The sequence below is a fragment of the Enterobacter sp. BIDMC 26 genome (assembly GCF_000534435.1).
Taxonomy (GTDB): domain Bacteria; phylum Pseudomonadota; class Gammaproteobacteria; order Enterobacterales; family Enterobacteriaceae; genus Enterobacter; species Enterobacter ludwigii.
The window spans coordinates 4,154,658-4,172,110 of the sequence record NZ_KI973182.1 but is presented as its reverse complement, the minus strand read 5'-3'; the positions used below and the strand labels follow the sequence as shown (position 1 = coordinate 4,172,110).

General features: G+C 55.3%; 13 protein-coding genes and 1 pseudogene. 7 read left to right on the top strand and 7 right to left on the bottom strand.

The annotated features are described in order from the left end of the window. Positions 1 to 205 precede the first annotated feature (205 nt). The gene (locus L462_RS03860; protein ID WP_032679341.1) at positions 206 to 1,606 is read left to right on the top strand and encodes an MFS transporter; all 1,401 of its coding nucleotides are present in this window, start codon (positions 206 to 208) and stop codon (positions 1,604 to 1,606) included. A 10-nt stretch (positions 1,607 to 1,616) separates the two neighbouring features. Beyond that, positions 1,617 to 3,561 (top strand): annotated as a pseudogene (locus L462_RS0123805) (glycoside hydrolase family 127 protein). 95 nt (positions 3,562 to 3,656) lie between these two features. On the opposite strand, the gene L462_RS03865 reads toward L462_RS0123805, so the two are convergent. Next, complete coding sequence (locus L462_RS03865) at positions 3,657 to 4,397, bottom strand: MipA/OmpV family protein (protein WP_014168097.1); 741 nt, start codon at positions 4,395 to 4,397, stop codon at positions 3,657 to 3,659. A gap of 117 nt (positions 4,398 to 4,514) precedes the next feature. Between L462_RS03865 and L462_RS03870 the strand changes: the two genes are divergently transcribed. Next, positions 4,515 to 5,480 carry a LysR family transcriptional regulator gene (locus L462_RS03870; protein ID WP_062777982.1) on the top strand — a complete coding sequence of 322 codons (966 nt, stop codon included), beginning with the start codon at positions 4,515 to 4,517 and terminating at the stop codon, positions 5,478 to 5,480. Here L462_RS03870 and L462_RS03875 read toward each other — a convergent pair. From L462_RS03875 to L462_RS03900, 6 genes are all read right to left on the bottom strand, one after another. After that, positions 5,477 to 7,015 (bottom strand): acetaldehyde dehydrogenase ExaC, encoded by a 1,539-nt coding sequence (locus tag L462_RS03875; RefSeq protein ID WP_032679339.1) that lies wholly within the window; start codon positions 7,013 to 7,015, stop codon positions 5,477 to 5,479. The genes L462_RS03870 and L462_RS03875 overlap by 4 nt on opposite strands. Before the next feature lie 86 nt (positions 7,016 to 7,101). Beyond that, positions 7,102 to 8,949: a selenocysteine-specific translation elongation factor gene (selB, locus tag L462_RS03880; RefSeq protein ID WP_032679338.1), complete on the bottom strand. Its 1,848-nt coding sequence runs from the start codon at positions 8,947 to 8,949 to the stop codon at positions 7,102 to 7,104. Next, positions 8,946 to 10,331 carry an L-seryl-tRNA(Sec) selenium transferase gene (selA, locus tag L462_RS03885; RefSeq protein WP_032679337.1) on the bottom strand — a complete coding sequence of 462 codons (1,386 nt, stop codon included), beginning with the start codon at positions 10,329 to 10,331 and terminating at the stop codon, positions 8,946 to 8,948. The genes selB and selA overlap by 4 nt, the downstream gene beginning before the upstream one ends. 103 nt (positions 10,332 to 10,434) lie before the next feature. Next, positions 10,435 to 11,043 (bottom strand): glutathione S-transferase, encoded by a 609-nt coding sequence (locus tag L462_RS03890; protein WP_032679336.1) that lies wholly within the window; start codon positions 11,041 to 11,043, stop codon positions 10,435 to 10,437. A gap of 89 nt (positions 11,044 to 11,132) precedes the next feature. Continuing rightward, entirely contained in the window at positions 11,133 to 12,269 is a 1,137-nt protein-coding gene (locus L462_RS03895) for an HlyD family secretion protein (protein ID WP_014168091.1), read from the bottom strand. Positions 12,270 to 12,271: 2 nt separating this feature from the next. Continuing rightward, positions 12,272 to 12,628 (bottom strand): DUF3302 domain-containing protein, encoded by a 357-nt coding sequence (locus L462_RS03900; RefSeq protein WP_014168090.1) that lies wholly within the window; start codon positions 12,626 to 12,628, stop codon positions 12,272 to 12,274. Between the two features lie 655 nt (positions 12,629 to 13,283). On the opposite strand from L462_RS03900, the gene L462_RS03905 reads away from it, so the two are divergent. The 4 genes from L462_RS03905 (at position 13,284) to L462_RS03920 (ending at position 17,447) form a co-directional block, all read left to right on the top strand. After that, positions 13,284 to 15,191, top strand: coding sequence for a PTS mannitol transporter subunit IICBA (locus L462_RS03905; protein WP_014168089.1), 1,908 nt, complete (start codon positions 13,284 to 13,286; stop codon positions 15,189 to 15,191). 99 nt (positions 15,192 to 15,290) lie between these two features. Continuing rightward, entirely contained in the window at positions 15,291 to 16,439 is a 1,149-nt protein-coding gene (mtlD, locus tag L462_RS03910; RefSeq protein ID WP_025206445.1) for a mannitol-1-phosphate 5-dehydrogenase, read from the top strand. After that, positions 16,439 to 17,026, top strand: coding sequence for a mannitol operon repressor MtlR (gene mtlR, locus L462_RS03915; protein WP_025206446.1), 588 nt, complete (start codon positions 16,439 to 16,441; stop codon positions 17,024 to 17,026). The genes mtlD and mtlR overlap by 1 nt, the downstream gene beginning before the upstream one ends. 58 nt (positions 17,027 to 17,084) lie before the next feature. Next, complete coding sequence (locus L462_RS03920; protein ID WP_032679335.1) at positions 17,085 to 17,447, top strand: YibL family ribosome-associated protein; 363 nt, start codon at positions 17,085 to 17,087, stop codon at positions 17,445 to 17,447. Positions 17,448 to 17,453: the final 6 nt, after the last annotated feature.

Sequence of the window (17,453 nt, the reverse complement as noted above, 5' to 3'; positions counted from 1 at the left end):
CTGATTGCCATTAATATTCATCTTATGCTTTGATTATTAATGAATATCTTCCTGCCTTCCCGATCGAAATCACAAATTTATCATCAGGTCGGAATCGTCACCTTTTTATACTTTTCCCTTCCCTTGTTGGCCTGAGCGTTCGGTGCAGAATGAATGGGGTACCTTGCATAAATACGATAAAAATCGATTACCGAGGAGTTACCTCATGACTTCCACACCGATTACAGAATCACAGGTCGTACAAGGGGCTATGGATGACCGCCTGTCAGTCCGCGAAAAAATAGGCTACGGCCTGGGTGACGCGGGTGGCACGGTCATTACCTGCCTGATCATGAATTTTCTTACCTTCTTCTACACCGACGTTTTTGGTCTGACGCCTGCGCTCGTTGGCACGCTGTTTATTGCCCTGCGCGTGTTTGATGCCATTTCCGATCCGGTGATGGGGGTGATTGCCGACCGAACACAAAGCCGTTGGGGGCGTTTTCGCCCGTGGCAGCTGTGGGTGGCGCTTCCTGTCGGGGTTATCGGTGTACTGACCTTCACCGTGCCTGACGCCAGCATGGGGGTGAAAATCGCCTGGGCGTTTGGTACCTATCTGCTGTTGTCAGTGGGCTATACCGCCATCAACGTGCCCTACTGCGCGCTGATCAACACCATGACCACCCGCCACAGCGAGGTCATCTCCTGCCAGTCATGGCGCTTTGTGCTGTGCGGTGTGGCGGGCTTTTTGGTCTCTGTTGGCCTGCCGTGGCTGGTCGCAGCGCTGGGCGAGGGCAACGCTGCCCGAGGCTATCAACTCGGCGTTGGGGTGTTGTGCGCCATCGCCGTGGTGATGTTCCTCTGCTGCTTCTTCTGGGTGCGTGAGCGCGTCCCACTGGCGCTGATGGGCAAATTCACCTTACGCGAGCACCTGGCCGGCCTGCGCAACAACGATCAGCTCCTGCTGATGCTGGTGATGTCATTCCTGCTGATCAACGTCTTCAACATTCGTGGCGGCGGCTACATGTACTTCATCACCTACGTGCTCCAGGGCAGTACCGCTTATACCTCGCTGTTCTTCACGATGGTGACCTTTGCGGCCATTCTCGGCGCGGTGATCGTGAATCCCCTTTCTCGCCGGAATGATACCGTCAAACTCTATTACTACACCAACCTCGTGCTGGCCGCGCTCGCGGCGGGAATGTGGTTTCTGCCAGGCGGTCCGGCTCATCAGACGCTCTGGCTGATCGTTATTCTGAGTAACGGCGTCATTCTCGGTTTTACCCTGCCCCTGCACTTCTCGCTGATGGCATTTGCAGATGACTATGGTGAGTGGAAAAACGGGGTACGTTCATCTGGCATGAACTTCGCTTTTAATCTGTTTTTCATCAAGCTCGCCTGGGCGTCCAGCGCCGGGATCATCAGCCTGGTGTTTATCGCCGTCGCCTACCAGCCGGGCGCGGGCAACCAGACGCCAGCCTCGTTGCAGGGAATTACTGCGATGGAGACACTGCTCCCCGCCCTCTTCCACCTGCTGCTGGCGGTCTCAATCCGCTGGTGCAGACTCAACAATCCCATGATGTCGCGCATTGCCACCGATCTGCGCCAGCGTCACGTATCGTCCTGAGGAGAATGACATGTCCATAATGGAAGCCGACCTGCACACACTGAACATCAACGACCCGTTTCTCGGCCAGTATCAGCGGCTGGTGCGTGATGTGGTGATCCCCTACCAGTGGGATGCACTAAACGATCGCGTTACCGAAGCCGAACCGAGTCACGCCATCACCAACTTCCGCATTGCGGCAGGGCTGGAACAGGGGGAGTTCTATGGGATGGTGTTTCAGGACAGCGACGTGGCGAAATGGCTGGAAGCCGTCGCGTGGTCGTTGTGCCAGAAGCCCGACCCGGAACGTGAAAAAATCGCCGATGAGGTGATTGAGCTGATTGCGGCGGCGCAGTGCGACGATGGCTATCTCAACACCTACTTCACGGTGAAAGCACCCGGTGAGCGCTGGACGAACCTTGCCGAATGCCACGAACTGTACTGCGCCGGACATATGATTGAAGCCGGCGTGGCCTATTTTCAGGGGACCGGAAAACGCCGTCTGCTGGAGGTGGTATGCAAACTGGCGGACCATATCGACCGGGTCTTTGGCCCCGGCGAGGAACAGCTTCACGGTTATCCGGGCCATCCGGAAATTGAGCTGGCGCTGATGCGGCTTTACGACGTCACTCAGGAACCGCGTTACCTGGCCCTTGTGAAATATTTTATCGACACGCGCGGCACACAGCCTCATTTCTACGATATCGAATATGAGAAACGGGGCCGGACATCGTACTGGAACACGTACGGCCCGGCGTGGATGGTCAAGGACAAAGCCTATAGCCAGGCGCATCAACCGCTTGCCGAACAACACACCGCCATCGGCCACGCGGTTCGATTTGTCTATCTGATGGCGGGCATGGCGCATCTTGCTCGCCTGAGTCATGACGAGGGTAAACGCCAGGACTGCCTGCGGCTGTGGAATAACATGGCCCAGCGACAGCTCTATATTACCGGCGGGATCGGCTCGCAAAGCAGTGGCGAAGCCTTCAGCAGCGATTACGATTTGCCTAACGATACGGTATATGCCGAAAGCTGCGCCTCTATTGGCCTGATGATGTTTGCTCGCCGGATGCTGGAGATGGAAGCGGACAGCCAGTACGCCGACGTGATGGAGCGTGCCTTATACAACACGGTACTGGGCGGCATGGCGCTGGACGGTAAACATTTCTTCTATGTGAACCCGCTGGAGGTACACCCTAAAACGCTGGCATTTAATCATGTCTACGACCACGTTAAGCCGGTTCGCCAGCGCTGGTTCGGCTGCGCCTGTTGCCCGCCCAATATCGCCCGCGTGCTCACTTCGCTGGGCCACTATCTCTATACCGTTCGTCAGAACGCGCTCTTTATCAACCTCTATGTGGGGAACGACGTCGCCATACCGGTAGATGAGGGCACCTTACAGCTACGGATTAGCGGTAATTATCCGTGGCAGGAAGAGGTCAACATCGAGGTCACCTCACCTCCACACGCTGGCACTACGTTTACCGGACTGGTGCACAAGCCCGGCCGTGTCACTGAACGGCGAAAGGGTCACGGGTGATGTCTCCCGGGGGTATCTGTACCTCACCCGCCGCTGGCAGGAGGGAGATACCCTTTCGCTGACCTTACCCATGCCGGTCCGCCGCGTGTACGGTAACCCGCTGGTACGCCAGCAGGCCGGCAAAGTCGCGCTGCAGCGTGGCCCGCTGGTCTACTGCCTGGAAGAGGCCGACAATGGCGCGAACCTGCATAACCTCTCCCTGCCTGAGCAGAGCGAATTTCGGGTCTTTGAAGGAAAAGGGATCTTTGCGCACAAGATACTGATTCAGGCGGAGGGCATCGCGCGTCACGCTGATGAGGAAGGCACGCAGGCACTGTGGCAGTACGATCGCGCCCCGGTGCAGCGCCAGCCCCGGACGTTGACCTTTATTCCGTGGTTCAGCTGGGCAAACCGGGGAGAAGGGGAAATGCGGATTTGGGTGGATGAGGCCTGAAGGCATCTGTCCTGTCAGCCTCACCCCAACCCTCTCCCACAGGCGCGGGAGATAAAAACCGAGGCCGGGTAAGGCAATCGCCACCCGGCTTTAGATCAGAAACGCCAGGACATGCCGGTCATCAGCGCGAAACTGTCTTCGCGGTCGATCATCGGACTGTTCTTCACGTCGTCAGGTAACACGGTATAGACCGCGCTGGCGTTGATAAACAGATTCTGGGTTAACTGATATTTAGCCGCGAGACCCACATACGGCGTCCAGCTATCACCTGCGGTGTATTCATTGAGGCCTGAGCGGCGAGACTCATTGCCGGATACGCCGTAGTAGTAATCGTTATAGCTTTCGTCGCTGTAGAAAATACCTACCGATGGCGTCAGCGTCAGACGTTCCATCCGAACCGGACGGAAGTATGAGATTTCACCGATCACGCCGCCGCTCTCATCCATCGCATCACCCGAGACCGCCACTTTCAGCGAGCCCCAGTGTTCATGGCGGTAGTACGCCCCGCCGAGAAACGCTGATGCTTTACGCTCATCGAGGTGTTTCATCTGAGCGTCGTCGTTATCTTCAGGATCAAATCGCAGTGGCATCCACGATGCGGTCATGCTGAATTCATTTTTTTCGTCTTTCCACAGGATCCATCCGCCGGTGGTCTGGCGAATATAAAACCGGTCGCCTTCATAGCTAATTAACGGTACCGCCGTGGTATTTTCGTTATATCCTTTATAAGGCGACTCATTAAATACAGCCCCCGCCCCAAGTGAAAAGTCACCAGCCATTGCAGATGATGTTGCAAATAACGTGGCTGCGATGAGTAAATTGTATTTAATAGTCATTACATGTAATCCATTTAGACGCCAAACAAGCGAGGCGAATAATAATGGTTACAAATTTGCCAATGCAACGCTGCAGTTTATATAATATTATATATAAAAACATATAGATGGGTGCGCATGATGAATAAGTTCCAGCTAAAACCACGCGAGTTAAAAATTATTTCCGTCATCGCAGCCACCCACAGTATTGGCGATGCCGCAGCCCTGCTGGGCATGGCACAGGCTAACGTCAGTAAATACCTTTCTGATTTTGAAACGCGTGTCGGTCTTAAGGTATTTGAGCGCACGACCCGTCAACTGGCGCTAACCCAGTTTGGCGAAGCGTTACTCCCCTACATTGACGCCACGCTGGATAAAAATAGCCAGCTCATTAATTTCATTGCTGATTATAAGCATGAGAAGCGCGGAAAAGTGACCATTTACGCCCCAACGGGTATCGTGATGTATCTGGCGCGACACGTGATCCATCAGATTGAGGACATCGGTGATATCCGTATCTCGTTAAAAACGTACAACCTGGATCGTAATGAATATTCCGAAGGGGTCTCGTTCCCCGATGATTGCGATATTCTCATTACCTATGCTCAGCCGAAAGATGAAAGTCTGGTCGCCAGTGTATTAACGAAATATTCCGTCACGGCATTTGCCACTGAAGAATATTTGAAAAACCACCCCTTAACTGGACCTGAAGATTTAATTAATCACTCCTGTATTTTAATAGACTCGATGCTGGTGGATGAGGCGAACATCTGGCGTTTTCGCGTCCACGGCAGTGAGACCGTATATGATTACAGAGTGACCGGAAATTATATTTGCGACAATACGCAGACGGCGCTGGAACTGGCCCGAAATAATCTCGGTATTGTTTTTGCGCCGAAAGAAAGCCTGAAAAAAGAACTTAAGAGTGGTTCTCTGGTTCCCTGCTTCCCCCATCAGGAAGAGTGGTGGCTCGACCTGACGGCGATATTCCGCAAACGTGAATATCAGCCCTGGCGCGTGCAGTACATTCTGGACGGCGTACTAAACTGCCTGCGTCAGCAAATTGCTCAGGCTGCCCAGGGGCAACCTGAGCTGGAGGGTTAGAACAGCCCCAGTGGTTTATCGGAATAACTCACCAGCAGGCATTTCGTCTGCTGGTAATGCTCCAGCATCATCTTGTGGGTTTCACGCCCGATGCCCGACTGCTTATAGCCCCCAAAAGCCGCGTGCGCCGGATAAGCGTGGTAGCAGTTGGTCCACACGCGCCCGGCCTGAATGCCCCGCCCCATTTTGTAAGCCAGATTACCGTTGCGGCTCCAGACGCCAGCCCCGAGGCCATACGGCGTATCGTTAGCAATCTCCAGCGCCTCCTCCATCGTTTTGAAGGTGGTGACGGCCAGCACCGGTCCGAAAATTTCCTCCTGGAAGACGCGCATGTTGTTTTTGCCGAACAGGATCGTCGGCTCCAGGTAATACCCGTCCTGCAGATCGCCGCCCAGCATTTTACGCCGACCGCCGGTCAGGACATCCGCCCCTTCTTTCTTGCCAATATCAATGTAGTTGAGGATAGTGTCCATCTGCCCGTGAGAGACCTGCGCGCCCATCTGGGTCACGTTATCAAGCGGGTTACCGCTGCGGATAGACTCGACGCGGCGAATGGCTCGCTCCATAAAGCGCTCATAGATAGACTCCTGCACCAGCGCGCGGCTTGGGCAGGTACAGACTTCACCCTGGTTAAAGGCAAACAGCGCAAAGCCTTCCAGGGCTTTATCGAAGAAGGCATCCTCTTCCTCCATGACGTCGGCGAAGAAAATGTTCGGCGATTTACCGCCCAGCTCCAGGGTCACTGGAATGATGTTCTGGGTCGCGTACTGCATGATCTGCTGACCCACTTCCGTCGACCCGGTAAACGCGACTTTGGCGATCCGTTTTGAGGTCGCCAGATATTCCCCTATCTCACCCCCCGCACCGTTCACCACGTTAATCACGCCTGGCGGGAGAAGGTCGCCAATGACTTCCATCAGCAGCAGGACTGACAGCGGGGTCAGACGGGCCGGTTTGAGCACAATGCAGTTACCCGCCGCCAGCGCGGGCGCCATTTTCCAGCTCGCCATCAGCAACGGGAAGTTCCACGGAATGATCTGCCCCACCACGCCCAGCGGTTCGTGGAAGTGGTACGCCACGGTGTCGCTGTCTACCTCGCTAATTCCGCCCTCCTGAGCGCGAATACAGGAGGCAAAATAGCGGAAGTGGTCAATGGCCAGCGGCACGTCTGCCGCCATCGTTTCACGGATTGGCTTACCGTTATCCCAGGTTTCCGCCGTTGCCAGCAGCTCCAGATTCTGTTCCATCCGGTCAGCGATTTTGAACAATATCGCCGCTCTGTCCTGAACAGAGGTATGCCCCCATTTGTCTTTGGCTTTGTGCGCGGCGTCCAGCGCCAGGTCGATATCCCCCCTGCCGGAGCTGGCTATCTCACACAGCGGCTGGCCGGTAACGGGCGTCAGATTGGAATAGTATTCGCCGCCGACGGGTGCAACCCAGTCGCCGCCGATAAAGTTTTCATAACGGGGCTTCAGCTTGAGGGGAAAACCATACTCGCCAGGCTGGATACGCGATGAGGGAGGATTGTTTGTCATGACCGTCTCCTTGCTGTTGGTGTACAACAAGGGTAGTTCCGGCTGGCGATTTTCTCGCCAGCCGGTAACGGTGTTTACGACGGGGGTCACGGAGTTTCAGGAAATAATAACGAATCCCGCAATAAATGATCGTTGCCACGACGACGGGTAAAGCCGATGCGGTTGAAATATTCCAGGATCTGGATCGCCAGCTTGCGCCCGACGTTCAGCCGATCGCGGAAATCTGCTGCGCAGGTCGTGCCTCGCGCCTGATCCAGCTCGCGGATCAGGTTAGCAAACGCCACAATGCGATCGTTACGGTAATAACGATCTTTCACGATCGCGACGATTAATCCCTGCTGCGCCGCATGGCGCAACACCTGGCGCATCACCTGTTCGTCGGTATTCGTTTCACGTGCGAGATCGCGAACCCACCACGGCTCGTCGCCAAACAGCGGGGCCACTTTCTGCCATATCGCCTCTTGCCCGGCGTTGAACCCGGCTTTGTGATCCGGCAGATGCAGCCAGCCGTGGTGGCTTTTTATCAGCCCACTTTCGCGCATGTTTTCAATCAGCAGCAGCACCAGCGCATCGTTTTCCATCGGCAACGCCATGCGTCGCAGGCGTTCACGTCCCGGGCCGGGTTCATCCTGATGCTGTTCATGGTAAGTGGCGAGCGTGGTCAGTACCTTGCGCTGCCAGCATGCTGCGACCGGGGCATTCAGTAAATTGTTACCCGCCTGAATAAAGCCGGGCTCCTGGGTCAGCAGGCGTAATCCTTCCGCGCTGAGCTGACGAGCCCATGCGAAATCGCTCAGATTGACGGCACCGCGCTCAAGATGAACAAGCAACGCGGCTTTATCATCCGCGGCCTGCGCCAGCGCTCCCAGCCATTGCAGATACTCCGGCTTGCGCTTGCCGCGACGCGGCGGGTTGAGCGCTACTACCCGCGCCCCGGCCAGCGTCTCCCGGGCCGAAATGTCACGCAGTACCAGACGGTCATTATCCGCGAGCCACAGTGGCGAATCGAAAACCAGTTCGGCAAGGTCGTTTTCCAGCAGTGACACGCGCCCGGTGATATGGCTGGCCGCGTGGTGGATATGCAGCGGCTGCCATTGGGTCAGCGGCACATGCGTCTGCAGGGCGACGATCGCCCGCTCAGAAGGCTCTGGCGGTGCACCGGCCAGCAGCCAGTCGCCACGGTTAAGCTTCTCTTTTTCCGCATCGCCCGCAATATTGAGCGCGATCCGCTGCCCGGCATGGGCATGCTCTACGGGCTGGTTCTGCGCATGCAAACCGCGCACACGCATCGGGGCGTTGGCGCCCGTGAGCCATAAGGTATCGCCCACGTTCACTTCACCGCTCAGCGCGGTACCGGTGACCACCAGCCCCGCGCCTTTAACGGTAAAGGCCCGGTCGATCGCCAGACGGAAACGATGATGGCTGGCATGCTCGCGTGAGGGAAGCTGCTGCAAATGGTGGCGAAGTTCGTCAATACCGCGCCCTTCTGTCGCCACGGTGACGAACAATGGCGCATCGGCAAATCCATACTCCCGCAAGGTCGCCTGCACGGTTTCACGCACCGCGTTGAGTCGCGCCTCATCGACGCGGTCAGCTTTGGTCAGCGCAACGGTCAGCTGCGGGTTGCCCGTCAGCTGTAAAATTGCCAGATGTTCACGCGTTTGCGCCATCACGCCGTCATCACAGGCCACCACCAGCAGGGCATGATCGATACCACCGACGCCCGCCAGCATGTTAGAAAGAAACTTCTCGTGTCCCGGTACATCAATAAAACCCAGCACCCGGCCATCAGGCTGAGGCCAGTAGGCATAGCCCAGATCGATGGTCATGCCGCGTTTTTTCTCTTCCGGCAGACGATCGGCATTCACCCCGGTCAGGGCCTGTAATAAGGTGGTTTTTCCGTGGTCGACGTGACCGGCGGTGGCAATAATCATTTCAACAGCATCTCCAGAAATCGCGCTTCATCTTCAAGACAGCGTAGATCCAGCCACATTCGGCCATCGTAAATGCGCCCGATAACCGGTGCTGGCAAGGCACGCCAGCGCGCCGACAAAGCGTCAAGCTGGCTGCCGCGCCCGTCACGGGGTGTAAACGTGAGCGCCGCGCTGGGCAGCCTGTCCACCGGCAGTGAACCGCTGCCGATCTGCGACTGACAAGCTTCAAGGCGCACGTCAAAATCGGGGTAGTGCGGCGCAATGTGTGGCAAGAGCAGCTCACCCTGGGCGCGAATTGAGGCGGCATCACGGGCCAGCAGGCGCAGCGTGGGCAGACGTTCAGCCAGTTTTTCCGGGTGGAGATAAAGGCGCAGCGTCGCTTCCAGCGCGGCAAGCGTCATTTTATCGGCTCGCAGTGCACGTTTGAGCGGGTGCTGCTGCAGCTTCGCAATAAGCGCACGTTTACCCACGATAATCCCCGCCTGCGGGCCGCCAAGCAGTTTGTCGCCGGAGAAACTCACGAGACTGACGCCCGCCGCAATCATCTCCTGCGGCATGGGCTCTTTTGGCAGACCGTACTGGCTCAGATCGACCAGCGAACCGCTACCGAGGTCGGCCACCACCGGCACACCCAGCTCACGGCCCAACTCCGCCAGCTCCGCCTCTTCAACGGTTTTGGTGAATCCGGCTATCTGGTAATTACTGGTGTGGACCTTCATCAGCAGCCCGGTATTTTCATTCACTGCCGCGCGATAATCTTTTGCATGCGTGCGGTTGGTGGTGCCCACTTCATGCAGGGTACAGCCCGCCTGGCGCATAACATCCGGAATGCGAAACGCACCGCCAATCTCGACCAGCTCGCCACGGGAAACCACCACCTCTTTACCGCTGGCGGTCGCTGCCAGCATTAACAGTACCGCCGCCGCGTTGTTATTCACGATGCAGGCATCTTCCGCGCCGGTCAGCTCGCAGAGCAGGTCTGCCAGCGCCCGATCGCGATGTCCGCGCCCTGCGCCGTCCAGATCGTACTCAAGCGTCACGGGGGAACGCATGGCCTGCACGACCGCAGCGACGGCCTCTTCTGCCTGTTGAGCGCGACCAAGGTTGGTGTGCAGCACGGTTCCCGTCAGGTTGATGACCGGGCGTAACGCGCTTTGTGCTTTCTCCTCGAGCCTCAGCTCCACTTCCTGCCCCCACGCCGCACACCAGTCCGGCAATGCATTTTCTGTCTGAATATGGCTGCGGGCTTCGTCCTGAAGCAGACGTAATATTTCAACCGTCGCGGTATGGCCGAACCGCGCAACGGCAGCATGCACGCGCGGCTCGCGAAGAAGACGGTCGGTTGCAGGGATCTGGCTGTACAGGGAGTGATGAGTTGTCATGAAAGCGCCTGGCGAGTAAATATCATCCCCCCTCCCGACGGGAGAGGGAGTCAACATAAGAAGGGATTGTACCGCCTCCTGCTGCGAAGTGTTATAACCCGCATCAAGCCTTTGGCGGTTCGGTACGGGCAAAGCTCTCGCGCTGAAAGAGCGTTTCTGCAAGCTTCACCAGCAATGGACGGTCGACGCACCAGCCGGGGGAAACGCGGCGGAAATTGAGATAACCGATGGCGCAGGCAATGGCTATCGTCGCCAGGTTCAGGCTATCGGGTTGAATTTTTCCCTCCCGGATAAGCTGTTCGCACCAGTCCAGGCTGCGGCTGATTTTTTCACGCTGGCGTAACAGTTCCGTTTCAGACTGCTGGGCGGCGGGTCTTGCCTGCTCGCGTACGGACGTTAACGCCGCATCCATAATACCGTCGGCCAGCGCTTCAATTTGCTTCATTGCCAGCGCCGCGTTTGGATCGGCCGGTAACATCGCCGGGGCCACGCCGAGCAGCTCGATGTACTCCGCAATAATGGGGGAATCAAACCAGTACTGGCCTTCGTCTGTTACCAGCGCCGGCACTTTTCCCAGCGGGTTGTACTGCGCCACACCGTTTTCAGCGTGATAAGGCTGTTCATTGACGAACTCGAATTCAATCCCTTTCTCCAGCAGGAGAATCGAGATTTTTCGCACGAAGGGACTGGTGTAGCTGCCGATAAGTTTCATTGCCTGATCCTTGATGCCGAAAAAAGTCAGTATGGATCAAGCGATGAAAAAAGGGCAGGTATGCGTGTCGCATTCCTGCCCTGAAGAGGTTAGTGATCGAGATAGAGGTAGTGCATCCAGCTGGTCATACGCAGCAGCACCTTACGCATTACCGAGACGTGAGCAAAGTGATCCGAATAGACCGCCACCTGAGCATAAATGCCGTCGGGCAGCGCATCGACATCAGCATTCGGCTCCAGCTCGATAGTGCCTAAAACGCCATCGGTGCCAGGGATCACGGTCAGCGACTGCAGCGCACCCTGCGCCTGGTATGACCCCCCCGGCACCACCGGCAGAATACTGGTGAGCTTGCCGGAGAAGACCTGGCCCGGCAGCGCGTTGAAGACCACTTCCGCTTCGTCGCCCGGCTTCAGACGCAGCAGCGAGTTCTGACGGAACTGGGCCACAATCTGGCGTTTCTGTTCAGGAATAAAGACCATGACCGGGCGCAGCGGCAGCGCGGCAGCATAGGTCCCCGGACGAATCAGCACCTGCGTGATATAGCCATTGCTCGGCGCACGCACCACGGTCTGATCCAGGTTGTATTTCGCTTCAGCAAGCTGAGCACGCAGGGAAGCAACCTGGGATTGCTCACCGTTGACCATACTGTCTAACTGACTTTGTATTTGCGTCTGTTCAGCCACCGAGCCTTTTACCAGCGCATCCTGCGCCAGATAGTTTTGCCGTGCGTTGTCGATATCGCTTTCAGAGAACGGGTTAACCTTTGCGCGGCTGCCTTTCAGGTAGCGCTGGTAATCTTTATACAGGCGATCACGTTCAGCGGACACACGCGTGGTATTGGCGACCGCTTCCGCAAGCTGCGCTTTGAGATTGTCGATATTGTGCGTGGCGGTGACCAGGTCGGCCTGCAGTCTGTCAACGCGCGCCTGATAGCGGCCCGGATCAAGTTTAAATAACACTTCGCCTTTTTTAATTAGCTGGTTATTTTTATCGGTAACTTCACTCACTACCCCAGTAACCTGCGGCGTAATCGGAATGGAAATAACCGCTTTTTGCGCCGTAAAGGTATAGGGATGGTTATAGTTCATCAACAGGATAAGCCCGGCGACAATAAACACCCCGCCTAATGTTGCGGTCGCGAGGGTCCACTGGTTTACCGGAATACGGAATATTTTAAAAATGGCCCAGGCAAAGGCCACATAGGTCAAAATAATCAGCAGATCCATGATTAGTGCTCCAGCGTGTTCTTGTCAGCCGTGGGAGGTACCGCTGCCAGTTTTTGTTCTAATTCGGCCACACGTTTAGTCAGAGCATCCATACCCGGGACCTCATCAGGTTTTGAGATGTGGTTCTGCATCCCCCAGCCGCGATCTTCACGGTACAACGTGGCCCAAATCCACAGGAACGGCCAAATCGCATGGAGCGTAAACAGGCTAATCCATCCCGCCGTATGAATGGCATCCGCATGGGGATGATTCCGTTTTTTGGCCATATTATAAGGAATATCATGGATGGCGATGATTCCGTAAAAAAGAACCAGAAATACAAAAATCAATACGCCCAGCGCAAAATAGTTGAGAAACATATTCTCCTCACTTAAACAACGTCAACTCATTAAATTAATAAAACGGTACGCAACCTAATTAATTTTTTATAAATACGAGGTGTACTTATATTTCAGAGCCGGGGAGTATCGTTTTTTATAATATCTCCATGCAAGTTTATAAGCGTGTCAAAATATATCCTGAATAATAATAGACTTAACCTTACAATATGAGCGTAACGTACCTTATTGCTTTTCGCCATACCACACATGAAAAGTCATTTTTTAGCTTTATGTGTGACTTCATACCATCCTGGCGTTGAATCGCCAGGCAGAATTTGTCGCCGATCACATCCGGAGAATTCTGCATAAAAATTTTTTGTGAAATTAGTCACAATCCAGAAACAAACTCACGACAAGCAAGTGTGACTCACATCACAGAAGTGGGTGGTTTTTGCTTTATTTATCGCCATCGTATTTTTTTTATCCACCATTTTTGTGATGAAGATCACTTCATTCATGTCTGCACCCCCTACATTTACGTGATTCATATCACACAAATTTCCGTCATCTGGACAGTTGAACGATTCAGTGCCAGATTTCACAGCATCAGAACAGGGCCCGGCTACCTCTGCCGCCTCATTAACAATAAACCTCGGGCCGCAAGCCTAAGCGTAAACAGAAGAAGGGGTGTTTTATGTCATCCGATTTCAAGATCAAAGTTCAAAGCTTTGGTCGTTTCCTCAGCAATATGGTGATGCCAAATATCGGCGCGTTTATCGCGTGGGGTATCATCACTGCGTTGTTCATTCCGACAGGGTGGTTGCCTAACGAAACGCTGGCGAAACTTGTTGGCCCAATGATTACCTACCTGCTGCCGCTACTTATCGGGTTTACCGGGGGGCGTCTGGTGGGTGGAGACCGTGGTGGCGTTGTGGGTGCCATCACGACGATGGGGGTTATCGTCGGTGCGGATATGCCGATGTTCCTCGGTGCAATGATTGCGGGCCCTCTGGGCGGCTGGGCAATTAAGAAATTCGACGTCTGGGTTGATGGCAAGATCAAATCCGGCTTCGAAATGCTGGTGAACAACTTCTCTGCGGGCATCATCGGTATGATCCTCGCGATTCTGGCGTTCCTCGGTATTGGCCCTGCGGTTGAAGTGCTGTCCAAAGTTCTGGCGGCAGGCGTTAACTTCATGGTTGCGCACGACATGCTGCCGCTGGCGTCTATCTTTGTTGAACCGGCGAAAATCCTGTTCCTCAACAACGCCATTAACCACGGTATCTTCTCACCGCTGGGTATTCAGCAGTCTCATGACCTCGGCAAGTCCATCTTCTTCCTGATTGAAGCCAACCCGGGCCCGGGCATGGGTGTTCTGCTGGCGTACATGTTCTTTGGTCGCGGCAGTGCGAAACAGTCTGCGGGCGGCGCGGCTATCATCCACTTCCTGGGCGGTATCCACGAAATTTACTTCCCTTACGTGCTGATGAACCCACGTCTGATCCTGGCCGTTATCCTCGGCGGTATGACGGGCGTGTTCACCCTGAGCGTGCTGGGCGGTGGTCTGGTTTCTCCGGCCTCTCCAGGCTCCATCCTGGCGGTCCTGGCGATGACCCCGAAAGGTGCCTATTTCGCTAACATCGCAGCCATCTGTGCGGCAATGGCCGTCTCCTTCGTGGTCTCTTCTATCTTGCTGAAAACCAGCAAAGTGAAAGAAGATGACGATATCGAAGCGGCAACCCGTCGTATGCATGACATGAAAGCCGAATCAAAAGGCGCCACGCCGCTGGCGGCGGGCGATGTCTCTAACGACCTGAGCCACGTACGTAAAATCATCGTGGCCTGTGACGCGGGTATGGGTTCCAGCGCCATGGGTGCCGGCGTGCTGCGTAAGAAAGTGCAGGATGCGGGTCTGACCAACATCTCCGTCACCAACAGCGCCATCAACAGCCTGCCTGCAGATGTTGACCTGGTGATTACGCACCGCGATCTGACCGAACGTGCGATGCGTCAGGTTCCTCAGGCACAGCACATTTCGCTGACCAACTTCCTGGACAGCGGCCTGTACACCAACCTGACCGAACGTCTGGTGGCGGCACAGCGTCATGAAGATAACGAAGTCAAAGTCCGCGACAGCCTGAAAGACAGCTTTGACGCGAACGACAGCCACCTGTTCCGCCTGGGCGCAGAAAACATCTTCCTGGGCCGCACGGCGTCCCACAAGGAAGAGGCGATTCGCTTTGCCGGTGAACAGCTGGTGAAAGGCGGCTACGTGCAGCCTGAATACGTTGACGCGATGCTGGAGCGTGAAAAGCTGACCCCAACCTATCTGGGTGAATCCATTGCGGTTCCACACGGTACGGTTGAAGCGAAAGACCGCGTACTGAAAACCGGCGTGGTGTTCTGCCAGTATCCGGATGGTGTACGCTTCGGTGAAGAAGAAGACGACATCGCCCGCCTGGTGATTGGTATCGCCGCTCGCAATAACGAGCACATCCAGGTGATTACCAGCCTGACCAACGCGCTGGATGACGACTCTGTCATTGAACGTCTGGCCAACACCACCAGCGTGGAAGAAGTGCTGGCGCTGTTGAACAAGTAACGGAACCTCTTCCCTCTCCCCCTGTGGGGAGAGGGTTAGGGTGAGGGCAAAGCCTCACCCCAGCCCTCTCGGGTAAAAACATTGATTAAGGTTAATACTATGAAAGCATTACATTTTGGCGCAGGTAATATCGGTCGTGGCTTTATCGGTAAACTGCTGGCAGACGCAGGCATTACGCTGACATTCGCCGATGTGAATCAGGTAGTCCTGGATGCCCTGAATGCCCGTCATAGCTATCAGGTACACGTGGTAGGCGAAAACGAGCAGGTTGAGACGGTGTCTGGCGTTAATGCGGTAAGCAGCATTGGCGAAGACGTTATCGACCTCATCGCCAGTGTCGATCTGGTGACCACGGCCGTTGGCCCGGTGGTGCTTGAGCGCATTGCCCCTGCGGTGGCGAAAGGCCTGGCAAAACGTAAAGCGCAGGGCATCGACACACCGCTGAACATCATCGCCTGTGAAAACATGGTGCGCGGCACCACGCAGCTGAAAGGCCATGTGCTCGCCGCCGTCGCGGACGAAGATAAAGCCTGGGTGGAAGCGCACATCGGCTTTGTGGATTCCGCCGTTGACCGTATCGTTCCGCCATCAGAATCCGCCACCCACGATCCGCTGGAAGTGACCGTGGAAACCTTCAGCGAGTGGATCGTCGACAAAACCCAGTTTAAAGGCGCGCTGCCAACCATTCCGGGGATGGAATTAACCGATAACCTGATGGCCTTTGTCGAACGTAAACTCTTCACGCTGAACACCGGGCATGCTATAACCGCGTACCTCGGAAAATTGGCCGGTCATCAGACCATTCGTGACGCGATCCTTGATGAGAGCATCCGTGCAGTGGTTAAAGGGGCAATGGAAGAGAGCGGCGCGGTGCTGATCAAACGCTACGGTTTTGATGCTGAGAAACATGCAGCATACATCCAGAAAATCCTCGGTCGTTTTGAAAACCCGTATCTGAAAGATGACGTTGAGCGCGTAGGCCGTCAGCCACTGCGTAAACTGAGCGCGGGCGATCGCCTGATTAAACCGCTGCTGGGCACGCTGGAGTATGGTCTTGCGCACGCCAACCTGGTGAAAGGGATTGCCGCCGCGATGCATTACCGCAGCGAACAGGATCCACAGGCGCAGGAGCTGGCTCAGCTGATTAACGATAAAGGCCCGCAGGGTGCGCTGGCGCAGATCTCGGGTCTGGATGCCAACAGCGACGTGGTTGTGGAGGCGGTGAACGCTTACAACGCAATCAAATGATGCAGAGTGCGGCGCAGGATAGCCTGCGCCCAAATAACAGATTGTCAGATATGCAGGCAATAATGGAACAAACCCAGGCCTTTGAAAATCGTGTGCTTGAGCGTCTGAATGCTGGCAAAACCGTACGAAGTTTCCTGATTGCCGCCGTCGAGTTGCTAACCGAGGCGGTGAATATTCTGGTACTTCAGGTGTTTCGCAAAGACGACTACGCGGTAAAATATGCTGTAGAACCGTTACTGGACGGAGACGGACCGCTGGGCGATTTATCGGTACGTCTGAAGCTGATTTATGGTCTTGGCGTGTTGAACCGACAAGAGTATGAAGATGCCGAGCTGCTGATGGCACTGCGCGAAGAGTTAAATCATGACGGTAATGAGTACACCTTTACCGATGATGAGATCCTTGGCCCCTTCGGCGAGCTACACTGCGTCACCGCGCTTCCCCCTGCTCCCCATTTTGATAACAGTGACCCTGAGCTGTACGCGATGCAAAAGCTGCGTTATCAACAGGTTGTCCGTTCCACAATGGTCCTTTCCCTGACTGAGCTGATTTCCCGAATCAGCTTAAAAAAAGCGTTTCAGAAGTAAGCCTGCTCACATTGGTGTATCCTTCCCTGTAAATTCCCCGTTTTCAGAGTTATTTGTCATGAAAGAAGTCGAAAAGAACGAAATTAAACGCCTGAGCGACCGCCTGGATCTGATCCGCCACCAGATGGCTGGTCTCTCGCTGGTTGAATCCGCCGAGAAGTATGCCGAGCTGGAGAAAGAGAGTGAGAAGCTTGAAGCGGAAATCGAGCGTCTGCGCGAAGTCAAAGGCCAGAAGCTGAGCAACGAAGCCCGTAAGCTGTTGAGCATGCCGCACCGTCGTGCCATCACTAAAAAAGAGCAGGCCGACATGGGCAAGCTGAAGAAAAGCGTCCGTGGCCTGGTGGTGGTTCATCCCATGACCGAGCTTGGTCGCGAAATGGGTCTGAAAGAGATGACGGGTTTTTGTAAGACCGCGTTTTGATCGTCC

What these genes read in the sequence shown, in the direction of transcription:
- L462_RS03860 (WP_032679341.1), top strand. Translation starts at nt 206, where the DNA reads ATGACTTCCACACCGATTACAGAATCACAGGTCGTACAAGGGGCTATG.
- L462_RS03865 (WP_014168097.1), bottom strand. Translation starts at nt 4,397, where the DNA reads ATGACTATTAAATACAATTTACTCATCGCAGCCACGTTATTTGCAACA.
- L462_RS03870 (WP_062777982.1), top strand. Translation starts at nt 4,515, where the DNA reads ATGATGAATAAGTTCCAGCTAAAACCACGCGAGTTAAAAATTATTTCC.
- L462_RS03875 (WP_032679339.1), bottom strand. Translation starts at nt 7,015, where the DNA reads ATGACAAACAATCCTCCCTCATCGCGTATCCAGCCTGGCGAGTATGGT.
- selB (WP_032679338.1), bottom strand. Translation starts at nt 8,949, where the DNA reads ATGATTATTGCCACCGCCGGTCACGTCGACCACGGAAAAACCACCTTA.
- selA (WP_032679337.1), bottom strand. Translation starts at nt 10,331, where the DNA reads ATGACAACTCATCACTCCCTGTACAGCCAGATCCCTGCAACCGACCGT.
- L462_RS03890 (WP_032679336.1), bottom strand. Translation starts at nt 11,043, where the DNA reads ATGAAACTTATCGGCAGCTACACCAGTCCCTTCGTGCGAAAAATCTCG.
- L462_RS03895 (WP_014168091.1), bottom strand. Translation starts at nt 12,269, where the DNA reads ATGGATCTGCTGATTATTTTGACCTATGTGGCCTTTGCCTGGGCCATT.
- L462_RS03900 (WP_014168090.1), bottom strand. Translation starts at nt 12,628, where the DNA reads ATGTTTCTCAACTATTTTGCGCTGGGCGTATTGATTTTTGTATTTCTG.
- L462_RS03905 (WP_014168089.1), top strand. Translation starts at nt 13,284, where the DNA reads ATGTCATCCGATTTCAAGATCAAAGTTCAAAGCTTTGGTCGTTTCCTC.
- mtlD (WP_025206445.1), top strand. Translation starts at nt 15,291, where the DNA reads ATGAAAGCATTACATTTTGGCGCAGGTAATATCGGTCGTGGCTTTATC.
- mtlR (WP_025206446.1), top strand. Translation starts at nt 16,439, where the DNA reads ATGCAGAGTGCGGCGCAGGATAGCCTGCGCCCAAATAACAGATTGTCA.
- L462_RS03920 (WP_032679335.1), top strand. Translation starts at nt 17,085, where the DNA reads ATGAAAGAAGTCGAAAAGAACGAAATTAAACGCCTGAGCGACCGCCTG.